Source organism: Saliphagus infecundisoli (assembly GCF_020177375.1).
Classification (GTDB): domain Archaea; phylum Halobacteriota; class Halobacteria; order Halobacteriales; family Natrialbaceae; genus Saliphagus; species Saliphagus infecundisoli.
On the sequence record NZ_JAIWHV010000037.1, the window covers coordinates 15,428 to 30,900 of the forward strand.

The following is a 15,473-nucleotide window of genomic DNA, read 5'->3' on the forward strand; positions in this document are numbered from 1 at the left end:
ATCACATCACAATGACAACCAACGCATCACCAACCGAGTCGGAGACGACTGATCGAAATCCGTCACAGCTTGCCCTCCCGTACATCGATTCGTCGATCAAAGTGCGAGGGTACAAGCTCAAACACGTGTTCTACGGTGCACCCGGCGGCATCATCTTGTTCTTCGGCATTTTCACCTCGCCGTTCACCAGTGGCTCTGGTCTCCTCTGGCTGACAGTCGCACTTGGGATCCCGCTGGCCATGATCGGAATGGCTGTCTCCTACACCACTGATTACGAGACGACGACCGGAATCGACCGTGCTCGTGCGGGCTTTCGGTCGATGACCCTCCGCTGGCAGTACCCGCAGACTCACCTCGAGTCGTCAGTCGAGCCGATCCACGGTTTCAAGCGGATCTTTGCAAACGGCTTCGCCGAGATGGAGGACGGACGCTACATCGCGCTCGTACGCGTCGAGGGCCGACATACCGAGCGGCAGTCTCGGTCGGCGGCGAACGACATGGTGCAGGATCTGACGTTCGCGCTCCGCCGGGAGATGGACGGCCCGTTCGATTTCTTCATGACGACGTTCGACACTGACGTCGACGAGATCACGGAGAAGTACCGTGAGCAACGCCATAGCGAGCGGTTCGGTGGCGATGAGTGGATCATCGCCCGCGATCTCCTCGAGGACTACGTCCTCTACGAAGAGCGGGAAGACGAGACGTGGGAGGCTCGCGAACTCCGATCGTACATCGTCGTCGAAGTCGATCCGAGAGAGCTCGATGAGCGCCATCGGTCAGACGGTGGCTCGCTCTTGTCGTTCGGTGGTGGAGGTGAGCCGGACGGGAACCAGCGCACGCAGATACGGCGGCGACTGCGTGATCGGGTTGCCTCCGCGAAGGCGGTCGCGGGTTCGGTGAGCGGTTGTTCGGGCGAACTAGTCGATCCGGCTGAGCACGCCCTCCTGCTCGCAAAATACTGGGCTGGAGTCGAGCACCGACAGTTCACCGATGACTCGGCGTCGCAGACGACGAACCTCGCGGTGTGGCCCGATATCAAATCGACTGAATCAGACGCCCACGAGCATGAGGGCGCGAAGATGGATAGCCACCGACCAGGAGCGGTCGACGCCCATCTCGATGAGTATGCCCGGGCCAGTGCTGAGACGACTTCCGAAGCGAACGACCTCGATGAAGTATCTGACGGACGGATCTCGCTCGATGCAGTCGCGGGCGTCAATGAAGCCGAGGTCGCGAGTGACGGCGGAGCGACCGGCTTGGAGCCCACAGATAACGTCGTCACGCAGTTGCTCCAATCGCCTATCGAGGCCGGACCAGCCGAGGACGTATTCGAGGATACGGAGACAGCATCGAAGACAACCACACTGGCTCGGATTCGGGAAGGGCTGTTCCATCCACTTTCGGATTCGGAGACGGACAGCGGCCGTGACGTGGCGTCTTCACCTCTTCAGGACGCTCTCTCCCCTGGAACGTTCGACGTTCACGGTGACTATGTGGAGGTCGGCGATCAGTATGCCCGCACGTATTGGCTGACCGGGTGGCGAAAGCGCCCATCGCCGAACTTCCTCCAGTCGTTGCAGACGCTCACAGGTGTTGATTTCGACCTGCGACTCCGCGTACGCCCGGTCGAGAAGGCTGATGCGATCGACCGACTCAAACCGAAGATCAAGGATATTGACGCGGATATCAGCGACAGACAGCAGGTTCATGATATCGAGTCCTCGGTGATGACTGAGGACGTCCACTACTACCAGGGGATGTACAAACTGCTGAAGCAGACGACGGTCCGGCCGTTCGAGCTCAACGGGTATCTCACGGTCCGAGCCGGATCGAAGCAGGCACTGGATCTCGCTGAAACACAGATCGAGCAGGGCTACGAATCCCCGGAGACGCTCTCGCTTGACGTTGCGAAACGACGCGCGCTCGAGGAAGCCGAAGAGCACGTCTTGAACGCGGTCGAAGACACGCCTGCGGAACTCACGCCAATCTCGTCATCACGAGCAGACGAACTGTTCAAATCGGGTGCTCCGGGTGCGCGCGACCACTACAACGAATTGTCCTGGAAAGACCACTATACGATGGTGCTCGACGGCGCGCTCGGCACGCTGTTCCCGTTCGCTCGCTCGACCGTCCAGGACGCCGAGGGCGTCGAGTACGGTCGCTCTCAACATCACGGGCAGGCACTCATCGCGAGCCAGTTCGAAAGAGGCGGGGCTGGTCACAAGCTCACGCTGGGGGACTCGGGCTCGGGGAAGACGTACCACGGGGGCAAGCACGCGCTTCGCTGGTGGCTCGCAAAGGAGGGCCGAACGGTGATCTTCCTCGATACGATGGGCGAATTCTACCAGCACACGGAGGCGGTCAACGGCAATCGAATCGTCGTCGACGGGAACACGACGATCAACCCACTGCTGATTCAGGAGACCCCTGAGACGGTGATGGAGACGAAAGACGTCGATCCGTTCGGGATGGCTCGCGACTCGGCAGTGAGCTGGATCCTGTCGATCATCAAGGCCCAAGGCGGGGATCCGGACGACTTCAAACATCTTGTCAGTGAGATCGTCACGGAGACCTACCGCGATGCCGGGATCTACCCCGGTCAGCCGGAGACGCACAGCCGAGAAAGCCCGACAATGGACGACTTCATCGAGCAGACGACCACCATGCTCGAGAACCCAACGGAATACACGCTCTCCGGGCACGATATCGAGGGCGAGGAAGTCAAACAGGAGGTGCGCCAGTTCCTCCGCAAGCTGGTCGGCTTCAAGAAGCACGGGCGCTACCAGCATTTGATCGGAAAGAGTGAGGTGAAGCTCGAGGAGGGCGAGGTCAACTATCTGGACTTGCAGCAGATCGAAGCGCTAGGTACGGCGGACAAGTCCACGATGCTCCAACTCCTGCTGCGCAACGTCTACGAGATGGTGAAACGGGCCCCCGAAGAGACGATTTTCGTTATCGACGAAGCTCACTACCTCTTGCATAGCGAGGAGATGCTGCCGTGGCTGCAACAGGCCGCTCGTCACTGGCGCCACTACGACGCGGGGCTGTGGTTCCTCTCGCACCGCCCGGATGAGTTCATCAGCGGCGACGACGACGAGGCCGGCCACAAAGACGCCATTCGTGGGCAGTGTACGACGACCGAGTTCTTCCGGGTGAAGGACCTCGATCGGACGGTCGCTGACGCGTTCGGGCTAAACGAGAGCCAGTATAATTTCGCCACGAGCGAGGCGGTGACGGGAGAGGCTGATGTAGGATACTCGACCGGGATCGTCGGATTCAGTGACGAGGAAGAGTGGTACACGTTCGAAGTGTCTGCTGGGTCGTTCGAGGATGCCCTGCTGAGTTACGATCCGGACACACACGGTGCGTTCCAGCAGTATATCCGCTCGTATGTGAGTGATCCCGGTGCCCTTGATCGGGCCTTCACAGACTCCACGGAGGACAGCAGTGATCAGGCGCCGACCGAGGACGAGGCGGTGGACAGTCGGGAATCCGACGGTCGCACGGACGAGATCGACGACGCCGAACGCCCTGATACGCCGACGGACGAGGAGGAGTCCGAAGAAACGAGCGACGGTCCAGGACCGCTGGAGTCTGCTCTCGCCGCACTTCATGAGGAGCGTCAGTCGCCCAGCCAGTCAGACGACAATAGCCCTACCAAGGCTGAAGCAGCCTCTGAAACAGCGAATCCGACTGAGACTATCACCACGGATGACGCTGAAGCGGTCGAAATAGAGGGTGAGACGATCGGGACAGATTCTGAGAGTGAGACGGCTGAGGAGGACCATGAAGACGAAAGAGGAGAGAGCGACGGAGACGAGTCACAGGAAGCTGACCCTGAGGCGTCTGAGATGAAACCGGACGACGAGGCTACAGTGGACAACAACGAAGACGAGGGTGAGGACGTCGAGGCACCAGAAAAAGAAGACGAGGAGGAGCGTGAAGACGAGGGCGAGGAGCTCACCACACTCACCGGAATTGGGGACTCCTACAGCAGTACGCTTCGTGAAGCCGGGATCGAAACCGTAGAGGATCTTGCCACAGCCGATCGCAACTCTCTCGAGGGGGAGGTGCTCATCGCTTCGACGCTTCTCGAGAAGTGGATCGATGCTGCTCGCGAGCGATCCAACACTGACAGCGACGATCAGTCAATCTCCAGCGCCAGTTCATCAGACGAAGCTGACGCGGTGGAGGGGGTGTCCGATGACGACTAAAACCGCCGTCTGGACGAGACGCCGTTCGTCCACTCGACAACGGTGTTCAGAAACTCGACAACACGAGGTGATTCATCCATGACTGGTTCCGCAGATGACGACCGATCGAACCCAGACCGCACAACGACTAACACCAACACCGAGTCTGAACCCAACTTCGAGAGTGATGGAGATCTAGGTCGGGAGCGAATGGGGACAGACGAGGCTCTGTGGCGCGTGTTGCGTGAGAGATACAGGGCTGCGTTTCACACGGATCGCTCGCGTGCTGACCCAGATCGTTCGACGTCGGGGCGAGGAATCAACTTTGGGACCGACCCGCATACTGGCGAGGTTGTTCGTGTTGATCCGTTCAGTCGACAGGGGGGTGAGAATAATTCACATATCCTGACAATCGGCGATGAGAAGTCGGGGAAGACGACTGGTGTTGCACGGGCGGCAGCTGAGTGGCTCGGTGGTGATTCGTCTCGGTCAGTTGTCATCTGTTATACTGGCGGAAGCCCATCACGGAGTATCGACTATCGTGGTATCACCGAATTGTACGAAGGACGGTATCTCTGGCCGGGGGTGGGTCGGTCGTTGTACACCCGCCTTGCGCTGCCGCTCAGTTCGGTTCTCGGGGTTCGACGCCTCGAATCGTTTGTCAGTCCGATCCCGGCTCGGTGGCGCTTCACTACTGGTGAGTGTGAGCCACGGGTGATTCATATTGACATCGCTCCCCGGCCCAGAGGGCTCACTGGGATCGCTATCGGTGAGTGGCTCATGAGTAAGCTGCGACGGACGTTCCGGAACACCAGTGGGGAGACACTGGTCATAATGGATGACGTGAATGACTTTCTGTTGAACTCGTCGCTTGAACTCCCGTTGCGCAGACTGCTTGATCAAGTGCCTACCTCGAAGACGGTGTTCTGGCTTGTGGCCGAGCCCCAGGCTGTTGCGACCATCGAGAACAGAGCCATCCACATGAGTCAAGTCATGCGGTTGTGTGGGACGATCCAGGCATTCCGTTCGGCACGCGTCCCACCAGCAGCATTAGAGTTCATGGGGTTCGAAGAACACGATGCTGCACGAGCTGGACTTCTCGCCGACCCAACACCCAGAGACCCTACTATAGAGTGCCTTCTCGCATTGCCAGGAGCGGAGGGAATCTCGAGACAGTATCGCCAATGGCGGGAGTTGTCAGTCGAGATCACTCCGCGTGAACGGACTATCCTCGACTATCGGCACTCCGACGACGGGCCGCTTGCCGACTATTTGCAAGAGCAGCGTCGCCACCACGACGCTCCCTCCGCCGATGAGGTGAAAGAAACATGAGCAATCCACCAGTCGACGACCGATCGACCCCAGACCGCACGACCGTTGACACCAACATCGAATCCGGCTCGAAGACTGACCCGTCCGACGAAGACGACACAGAGCACGAGTCAGCGACTGACGACGAACCTGTGGATGGGGCTGCCGACACTGCTCAGCTCGGATGGATCGTTGAGGAAGATAACGATATCGCAGCGGTTGACGAGCTAAACGTCCAGTGGACTGGAAGCCCGCTGATCCGGGGTGGGCTCTGGGCGTACGCAGCCGCGGTCCTTGTCGTCGGGCTTGCAGTCGCACTCGCAACCACCAGCATCGCTGGCTACTCAACCGGGCCGAACCTCGTTGGGCTCGCGCCGGTCGAGATCGGGCTGATAGTGGACACTGCAGTGATCCCGCTGTGGTGGCTTAGCGTGATCCCGCTTCTCATAGGCCTCACGGGTGTCACGATCGGAGCACTTCCGGCCGTCCGAGCGCTTCGGACCGACTACGTTCTTACTACCGAGAAACTCTACGTTCGGAAATGGAGCATCCGAAAGGATGGATTCACCGAACTCTCACTCGAGCGGGTTGTCGACACGGCCTGCCAGCAATCGATCATCGGTCGGCTGCTCTCATATGGAACTGTCACGTTCAGCACGCTCATATCAAATATCCCAGAAGTCTACTGCCGAGGGATTCCGGATCCGACGGCGGTTCACGGTATCGTCCTCGACCTCGAGGTGAGCACTGACTCCCCGCTCGATCGCAGACAGGAGTACGTGCGGGTCGTTCCATCGACGGGCGAACGGGTCCCAGCGGATATCGTGAGCCAGATCAGTACGTTGCACAATCTCGATCGCAAGGGCGGCTCCCGCTGGCAGCGAGTGAATCCGTTTTCCAATTCCGACCCGCTTACGTTTGAGTTCACCATCTACAGCAATGGGACTGACGCACCGATCGAGTTCTACTATACGACTGATCAACACTTCGGGACGCTCTACGACCGTCTCAAAGCCGTATATCCAGAGACGGTCGAACTCGAGCGGGTGACGGTCGATCTCGCCGAAAAACTCGTCACTCCCCAGCAGTATACGTACGACGAGTTCGAGACCGCGCTCGCGAACGGCACGGTCCAGTGTACGCCCGAGGAAGCCGATGCACTCGCTCGCGCTCACGGCAATGGGGATCAGCCAGCCGCCGCTGACGGCGGCGTGATCCGTGGCTACGTCAGTGGTGACGATACTGATATGGGGACGGGGACAACCGGGAGCGCAACGCCCCTCGGGATGCAGCTCCCGCGTGTCGATCTTGATGCGTTGCGTGCGCGAGAGGACGCGGAGAACCGCGATCGGGGATCACTCACGTTCGGCCTCGAGACGCCCGTTGATACTGGTGAGGGCGTTCTCGCCCGACCCCACCCGGACGAGGGCGAACCGTATAGCCTGCGATGGACGGGCAGTGGCGATCCGATGACGCCGATCAGGCGCTTCAACGAGGATTTGGGCGACGAGGACTTCACGAAAGACTTCTCACATGCGCCGCTGACCGTGCTGATCGACCACTTCGCAACGACTGACCACCCCATCGTCTTCCAAGCCGCCTTCGAAGGTGAGCCGGATGCGACTCATCGTGGAAACAAACGTGTCGAACTGATTAAAGGCGAGCGTGAGACGTGGGGGGAGAAAATTAGTCGGGGCCTCAACGACGCAATCAACGACGCCATCTATGGCCCCGAACCCGAAGAGGAGCGCCGCCGCCGGGAATCCCAACCGATCTCGAAAGCCGATCAGGATTTCATCGAGGAGCTTGACGCCGAGGATTGGGGCCATAGGTTCACGGTCAACCTGCGAGCGGTGACCGTCCCGCCGAAATCAGCCAGCAGCGATACATCTAAACTCAAACAGTCGCTCCGAACCATTAGCACGGTGTTTGACCCCCTGGAAGGAGAGTTCTACTCGATCGAGAGCGAGAACCTGTACGACAAAGGGTTGGTTGCCCGCCGCAGCCAGACGTACTCGCGGCGCTGTTTCAATCGGCTTCTCGATCGCGACGTGGTGACCGGCAAGCGTCTCGGTCGCTCGACGCCTGATCTCCATCTCGATCCGAACGAACTCTGTAACACGATCATCGTGCCGAGTACCGAACATCTCACTGATGAGGCCACTAAGGAAACCCACGCGAATCCCGAAAGTCGGACCACACTTCCCGGTCTAGATGCTGCTCAGCGCCGCCAGTACACGACGGGGATGGCACTTGGCGAGGACCCCACCAGTTCCGTTGATGGGCCGCTTCGATTACCGCCAGCTCTCCAGACGCGCCACTGGCTCATTTGCGCGACGACTGGGGCGGGGAAAAGCCAACTCGTCAACCGGATGTTACTCTCGCTCACCGAGACGACGCCGGGGCCGAACATCCTCTTCGAGCCGAAAGGCGACGGGATGTGTACTAACTACCTGATGGGCCACTACAAGAAGTACGGGAGCCTCGAAGACGTCTACTACTTCCGCGAGCCTGAAATACTCCCAGCGGTCTCGTTTTTCGACCTTCGACCCGCGCTCGATGCCGGCTACGATCGGGAGACGGCAGTCAAGGAGAAGGCCGACCACTTCCACGCGCTGATGCGGATGATCATGGGGGCGGACCGTCACGAACAGGCGTTCGTCGCGAACGAAGTGCTGACGTTCCTCATCTATGCACTGTTCGATCCCGTCCACGGTGATGACGTGTTCGGGCTGGACGATCTAGTCAATGCCGCAACGCGAATGCAGCAGAATCGAGAACTACCGGACGTTTCGGAGATCAACGGAGATATCCACAAGTCGTTAGCCAATCAGTTCAAAAAAGAGGATCACCAGTTCCACACGACAATGGGTGCGGTGCTCAATCGACTCAACCGGCTGAAAGAGGACCGGCACCTCCACTGGATGCTGCGACACAAACCCGGCCGAGAGGCCGATAGTGATCCTCTCTATGGCTTTCACGAACAGGACGTCCATTTCGATTTCCGCGATATTCTCGAGGAGGACGTGACGGTCTTGTTCGATACCGGCGACCTCACGCTCGACGCCCAGCGGGGGTTGACAACTATCCTGCTGAGTGATCTGTGGCACTCGATTCAGCACCGACAGCGGCCGTCGTCCGACCACGTGGTGAACGTCATTATCGAGGAAGCAGCACCGTTCATCGCGACCGAACTGGTTGCCGATCAACTCCTCCCGAAAGGCCGGTCGTCGGGGTTGAGCATGGGATTCGTGATGCAGTATCCCGAACAGGTCCGAAGCTGGGATGATGGTAACGGGGCGTACGAGGAACTGCTGACCGAGGTGCATACGAAGCTCGTGGGTGATATCTCGATCACGGATCGGTTTGCGAAAACGTTCACCCACGACGACCTATCGGTTGAAGACGTTCGCAATCGGAACAATCGGATCGCGTCGGGCGAGTGGTTCACGAAGCTCGCGAGCCCGCAGTTCGGCGAGGAGCGACCAGCGCCACTGACGTTGCACTCGCTGCCGATCATCAGCGGCCATCCCGAGAGCGACGACCCGCTGTCTGAGGCCGAGCAGGAACGCTTCGACGAGGAGATACTGCCGGAGGTCATCGAACGGACTGACGAGACGTACGGCCTTGACGTGCCGAAACACGAGGATACCCTGGAGTGGTCGCGGTGGGGCGATGCCAAAGGCGAACGCAGCGTTGGACCGCCGCCAGCACCAGACGACACATCGGGACCGACACCGGAAGCAAACTCAGAGTCCGAACCAGAGCAAGCGGGGACACCGGGGCTCAATGCAGAGCCGGATCCCGAGTCGGACACGCCGGCGGCTTCGTCTGAGGGCGCAGACGCAGGTGATGAGAAGGACGACCCGCCGGAACAGACGACGTTCGAGGGGATCGGGGACAACGAAGACGCCAACTCGGGAGATGATGACAGCGAGAGTGACGACGAGTCGCCGGAGGAGGCAGCGGGGAGTTCGTTCTTCGGGGGTCGCGATGAGGAGACGGATACCAGCGCGATCGACGACGAGACGCTTCGAGCACGGGGCCTCTCTCGCGATGACGTAAGGTTCCTGAAACGTGTTCTGGCTGCGATGAACCGGGAGTTAGACGATTACTCTCTGTTAAATGGGATGGACGAGCTCAAAGAGGGGCTTGATGGGCTCGACACTACCGTCTTGATCGAACAGAACCTCCTCGAGAAATCGAAAGTCGACCGCCGACCGTATTATACAGTGCTTCCCGAGGGCCGGGAACTGCTTGGCGAGACGCTCACGGCTGAAGCCGGGACAGGCGATCTCGGAGAAAAGACACCTCACAAAGTCGGTGTGGAACTACTGTTTCAGTGGTTGAGTGAGCAAGAGGACGTCGAGCGCGCTGAGCGGTATTACCAGCAGGATTCTGCAAGGATATTCGACGTCGCTGGATTCGATGCTGATGACAATCTCATATGGGTTGGTGAGGTCGAAATGACGTCGAATAATCCACCCGCAGTAGCGGATGATTACGATAAGATGGCTGCTGTCGATGCCGACGCAGTGTGGGCGTTCCCCTTGCGTGATGATGCTCGAGACATCGTTAACCTGCTTGCCGATCATGATCGGATTGCAGGCCGAATACGTGGGCGGGAAGCCCGTTCGCTTGCACAAATCCAAGAGAGAGTCGACGAACTGGACGCAGATGGCCTGACGACCATCCAAACGTTCCGGCGGATCAAAAAACAACTCGAAGAATGAGACTCCTCGAATTACACCGACGCCTCAGTTCGGAGCGGGGCGGTGGTTCAGCGTCTATCTCTCAATACATGCTATTCGCTGGGTGCGGGATCACGATAAGAGGACCATGACGTGGAGAGAAGCGACCCGAGACGAGATTTACGCCTACTACGACCAGGAGTTCCCCGGGTACACGGATCAACTTCCGGAGTTCATCACAGCAACTGGACCGAAAGAGTTCGGCCTCAGCTTTCGGGATCGCCATCCGATCCGCAAAGATGAGCGGCCTGATCGAGACTTTGTCCGGCGATCGACGTGGCGGACGGACTCGACTGGCGAGCGGCGAGCACAAAATTTCGACGGGTTCGAGGACGTTCTGTCGTTCATTCAAGCCCCCGCACGCAACGATCCCTTCGGAGACAGCGAGTACGCCCTCGCCGATCCCGACCTTCTCGTGAAATCCGATCCCGTGTCAGCAGGCGTCTACTACGGGTTGGACAACTGGGAGCGCCCTTGGGTGCTCGCCGTCGACATCGACGCGAAAGACATCGCCAAAGCACGGGCCGAACGAGAACTCAAGGACGCCGAGATCGACGCCCACGACGACGATCGCTCCCGCACCGAGGTCCTGCTCGCAGAATCGGGGATCAAAGCGGCCGATCCCGCGGGCTATCCCTACGCGTTCGAGGACCTTGATCAGGCCATCGAGTATGGGTTTCAAACGCGCGAAATCTTCAGAACGAAACTGAGCGCCCTCGATACGATGATCGTCTATTCGGGGCAAGGCGTCCACGTCTACCTCGTGGATGACGAGCCCGAACACGACTACGACGAACAGAGTCGCGAAGTGCTCAACGACTACCTGATCGAGCGCTACGAAATCCCAATCGATCCCGTCGTGACTGCCGACCGAAGCCGTCTGCTCCGGGTTCCCTACTCGCTGCACACGGAGGTGTGTCGAGTCGTTCAACCGATCAAGAGCCGGGTGTTCGACCCACGAACGGACGCCCAGCCGCAGTTCCTCGAGTGATCACAATGGTTGACCCACGCAACACCACACGAGACGCGTACCTGATCGCTGCCATTCCGACCCAGTACACGACGAGTGAGATCGTCCAGCTGTTCGCCCGGGGCTACGATCGTTACCTCGTCGACGGCGAACCCGATCCTGAGACGGTGCTTTCGGACGTCGAGCGGTTCGTGACCGGCGCGTTTGAACCAGCCCAACGCGAACGAACCCTCGAGCGATCGTTCGTCGATCGGCCCGCGACACTCGTCCTGCTCGCGACCATTGGGACGATCTGCGTGATGGAACACTTTCGTTTCGAAAACACGCCCGTGCGGCGCAATCAGGTCATCCATCACATCCGCGAACTGTTCGCGAACAACCTCCTGTCGCTCATCCGCGAGTACGACGATCCCACGCTCTATCAAGACATTGCGGAAGTCCTCTACGGGAAGCCTCCCAGCGAAGACGGGCCACATCCGGGGCGGGTCTGTACCGACGTCACCACCATGTCCCAGTCCAGCACCGACGGGTTCGACGACGAGTTCAAAGAGGACACTCTCTACATCGAAATCCCGATGGCAGCCGCTTCACGGGCCTGCCTTACGCGGACAACTGACGAAGCAACCAGCGCCGAAGAGACCGGCGAGATTCGGACACAGCTCGCGAATAACAGCCTATACATCCCGATCGAAGACTTCGAGACAGACTATCAGGAGTACGCCGAAACCGGGTTTTCCAGCTTGCGCTCGGTCCAAGAAGACGAGCTGGGCGAGGACGAACGCAGTTGGCTCACAGCGAACGAAACAGCGATCAGCGACCGGATCGAACGAGCAATTCGTGGCGGTCACTACGAGAAGCTCTGGCAGAACTGGGATCAGGGGCAACGTCTCGTGCGGCTCCTTCGATCCGCGATCAGCGCCAGTCCGAACATCCAGGTCGGCGAATTTCACACCTCGAAAGAACTCTACGACGCGCTCGAAGCCTACGACCCCGAGACCAACGGCGAGGAAGCACAACTCCGGCAGCTCTCAAACCACCGGAGTGTCGCGAAAACCCTCGCGAACAACGAGTCCCACCAATCGATTACGATCGAGCGGAGTGGCCGAGTCAACACCTACCAGATCGCCCATTCGAGTAGCGGAGCGCGCCCAATCGAAGTCGACGATCTCGAAGACCTGTTTGAACTGCCATGCCTGGCGGCTCTGGATGAACGCCTGCAAGAAGAGAAACCAGTCCGGAAAGACCTCTTCAACATCGTCCGGATGGTGATGTGGCTCCCCCAGTATCAAGATGCCTCTCTCGAGGAAACCATCGATGATCTCCAGAATCTCTTCAGCCGCTGGCCGTGGCATGATCCCGAAATCACCGAGTACCAAATCAAATATGAAGCCCGTCGCGGAGAGCGGGGGATCGGTCCCGAGGGCACAACGCCCCTCCCGATGAACTGCGATAACGACGACATGCAACGATACTGTATCGGGCAGGACCAGTGTCCCTACTCGATCTACGGCAGCCTCCCGTTTCCCGACGATATGTACGATCAGCTAGATGGAAACGACGACTGGTTTTGAGACGCTTTTCCCCACTCATTTCGCTGCAAAAACGGATCGAATATCATTCGAAAAGGGAAATATATTTCACTTATTGAGTCCACGATTTATACGGATGAGATACCGGGACAATTGGGACACTCGTTCAGTTCTCTTGACCGCTCTTTGAAGCAGTCCAGCCTGATCTATGAACGGCCACTCTACCATTTATATCCTCACTGAGTAAAATATTAATATCATGTAATAATGCCTCGACTATATCACGTCGCGCGTTTTCTGAGCGTCGTACCCGGTATATTTCCGACTTGAGGGGTTTCAGACCGATAACTAACTTTCTAATTGACCTTCTGAAAATATATTTCTATTGTCTCCACACCGTCTAAAGTGGCAATTTCACCAGTTTCAACCCTTCGTCGCGCGTTTTTAGCTTCTTTCCACGAATTGCCGGTTTCGTCGCGCGTATTGAAACGGCCTTAGAAACGCGCGACGGGCCTCTTCTCCATTCTCCATCCGTTAAATCGGCTTTGCACAAAGGAAAATCGTCCAAAGGAATGGGCCTTTATGCAGAAATAGAAGTGTGCGCGACGGGGTGCGAACAGCGGACGGTGGGAGAGGTGGAGGAGGAAAGATGTATCAGAATGCGTAAGAAGGAGTGAGAGGGAAGGGTGGGGAAAGATGGCGTGGTCAGAGACAAGGTGAGAGGAGCGAGAAGAGGGAGGCAAAGAGGGGTGCAGACAAGGTGGGTAGCCGGCTGGGAGAACAGGATGGTTAGGATGGGGGTGGAGAGAGGCGTCGTACTGGAGAAGAGGTATGGTGAGGAGGACGACAGAAACGCGGGGGATGAGCGGTGGATGTATCAGATAGCAGATAACGAAGAGAAGGGGTAGGTAGAGGGGGGGAGTAAGGGTGACGCAGCGGATGGGAGAGTGGACGGGTGGCGGGCTCGAGGAATGCGCTTCGAGGCGGGGCTGGTGAGATCGCAGGCTGTTGGATGTACACTTGCACGGTGGTGTCGGTCGTCCCCCGAGAGGGGTAGAGGAATCATGAGCTGGAGTGATCGGCACGAGTCAGACGACGAATCGGAGGACGCAACCGAGAGTGCGCTGGGCGACGAGTTCGACGAGTGGGTTCGGGAAGGGGACGAGCCAGGACCGGACGGTCGGAAGCAGTCCAACCCGGACGACGTCACGAGGGGTCGGGAGCCACGACCACGAGGCGTGGCAGACGAACCACTACAGATGACGAAGTGTCCGCGCTGTGACTGCCGGGAGTTCGTCTCGAAGAAACTCGTCTACGAGGAGTTTCACTACAGCGAGGGCGGTGAGCTCGAGCATCATCAGAATCGCGTGCGGGCAGAGTTCGAGTACACCTGCGTTGGGTGCAGCAAGCGGTTCCACGAACTGCCAGCGGGAGCGCGATCGTACTACTCGGAGGTGGCCGTCCTCAAGCAGGACCTGCGGCGGGCGATCCGGGTGCAAGTACGGACGTGGCTCGACTCGCTAGGTGCTCTCGTTCGGAACCCTTTCAGGGACTGACTCAAGGAGCCCACCTCGACTGAGAGTTCTATCTCCAGGTATGACCGTCATCCACTCGTCAGGAGAGAGTACAGAGAGGTGCGTGAACTGTGGGAGTGAGGAGGTTCGGACGGTGGCGTGTTCAATTGGCCGGGGAGAGGCAGTCCCCGTCACGTATCAGTGCCAGCGCTGTGGATCTATGCCCTCAGAGTCGATGGAGGGTCACTTCGGCGACCATGAAGTCCCAGACAGAGTCGACCATGAACGGGGTTGGAAGCGACGGGAGACACACGTCTCTCGGCAGAGGGTGACCGCACAGCACAACACCGCCCTCCCACGATCACCCACCCACCTCCAGGGTCCGGGACTGCTCGCTCCCTCCAAAGTCGGTCGCTGCGCTGCCGGGCTTTCCCTAACCGTGTGTTTGTTTCCGCTTCGAAGCGCCCTCACCGTAGTGTGTACTCCGAGATGGGTTGTCTTATTTCCACACTGCCCGTTCGAGAATCTGGTGTCACTTTGGAGTGCGTATTGACTGTTCGGGGAATCAGTTTTCGGCGTGTTTCGCTAGTATGGCGGCCCGCTCTGACCGCCCCATCTGTTCGTAGGCACTCGCCTCATACCGGAGTGTGAGTACGGGAATCAAAATACCTTCAACATCAACGAAGGTGCGGTGATCAGTAACGTCAACCGGGGGTTCCCATCTCCCGTTAGGCTGGCGTTTCTGTACTGCACCCATGATCTCGATACGAATGCCGTCAAGTTCGACAACCCCGAAGTGTGAGCGAATCGTCTCTGATTCGGAGAACGACACAGGTTCAACAACCTGTTCTGAAAAGGCTTCTTCGATAGCATAGGCTCCGTCTTCGGTCGTCTGCACGTCGATATCATTCGGAGTGAGGGGAACATCCTGTAGCGCGAAACTCGTGCTGCCCGTAAGTGCCCATACCACGGAACGGCCTTCGAGCGTCGTAGAAAGCGTTTTAATCACATTCAGGTATCGCTCATCAAGTGTAGGCATTCTTGAGTGGATGTTACGAGAGCATTTTGATAAGTCTACGAGCCTGTCTAAGAATTCCGCCTCACCGGTTCTCCTGGCGCCAGCTGAAGATACCGCTGCACGCTGCGACAGATCGATTGACCCGTCGACAACAAAGAGAACCGAGCTCAGTTACCCGGCGATCGCG

Annotated in this window: 8 protein-coding genes; 7 read left to right on the top strand and 1 reads right to left on the bottom strand. The window is 58.6% G+C overall.

Translation table 11 applies throughout. The features are described from left to right. Nucleotides 1-11: 11 nt before the first annotated feature. The 7 genes from LCF40_RS20915 to LCF40_RS20945 all read left to right on the top strand — a co-directional run bounded on the left by LCF40_RS20915 (nt 12) and on the right by LCF40_RS20945 (nt 14,310). Nucleotides 12-4,214 carry a helix-hairpin-helix domain-containing protein gene (locus tag LCF40_RS20915; RefSeq protein ID WP_224830085.1) on the top strand — a complete coding sequence of 1,401 codons (4,203 nt, stop codon included), beginning with the start codon at nt 12-14 and terminating at the stop codon, nt 4,212-4,214. A 759-nt stretch (nt 4,215-4,973) separates the two neighbouring features. Next, nucleotides 4,974-5,525 carry a hypothetical protein gene (locus LCF40_RS20920; protein WP_224830086.1) on the top strand — a complete coding sequence of 184 codons (552 nt, stop codon included), beginning with the start codon at nt 4,974-4,976 and terminating at the stop codon, nt 5,523-5,525. After that, a complete protein-coding gene (locus LCF40_RS20925; protein ID WP_224830087.1) occupies nt 5,522-10,237 on the top strand; it encodes a hypothetical protein in 4,716 nt (1,571 codons plus the stop codon). The genes LCF40_RS20920 and LCF40_RS20925 overlap by 4 nt, the downstream gene beginning before the upstream one ends. A gap of 106 nt (nt 10,238-10,343) precedes the next feature. Then, a complete protein-coding gene (locus LCF40_RS20930) occupies nt 10,344-11,246 on the top strand; it encodes a bifunctional DNA primase/polymerase (RefSeq protein ID WP_224830088.1) in 903 nt (300 codons plus the stop codon). Between the two features lie 5 nt (nt 11,247-11,251). Beyond that, complete coding sequence (locus tag LCF40_RS20935; RefSeq protein WP_224830089.1) at nt 11,252-12,796, top strand: primase-associated protein; 1,545 nt, start codon at nt 11,252-11,254, stop codon at nt 12,794-12,796. A 659-nt stretch (nt 12,797-13,455) separates the two neighbouring features. Then, complete coding sequence (locus tag LCF40_RS20940) at nt 13,456-13,662, top strand: hypothetical protein (RefSeq protein ID WP_224830090.1); 207 nt, start codon at nt 13,456-13,458, stop codon at nt 13,660-13,662. Nucleotides 13,663-13,818: 156 nt separating this feature from the next. Further along, nucleotides 13,819-14,310, top strand: coding sequence for a hypothetical protein (locus tag LCF40_RS20945; RefSeq protein ID WP_224830091.1), 492 nt, complete (start codon nt 13,819-13,821; stop codon nt 14,308-14,310). Between the two features lie 523 nt (nt 14,311-14,833). Here the strand turns inward: LCF40_RS20945 and LCF40_RS20950 are convergent. Then, nucleotides 14,834-15,307 (bottom strand): nucleotidyltransferase domain-containing protein, encoded by a 474-nt coding sequence (locus LCF40_RS20950; protein ID WP_224830092.1) that lies wholly within the window; start codon nt 15,305-15,307, stop codon nt 14,834-14,836. Nucleotides 15,308-15,473 lie beyond the last annotated feature (166 nt).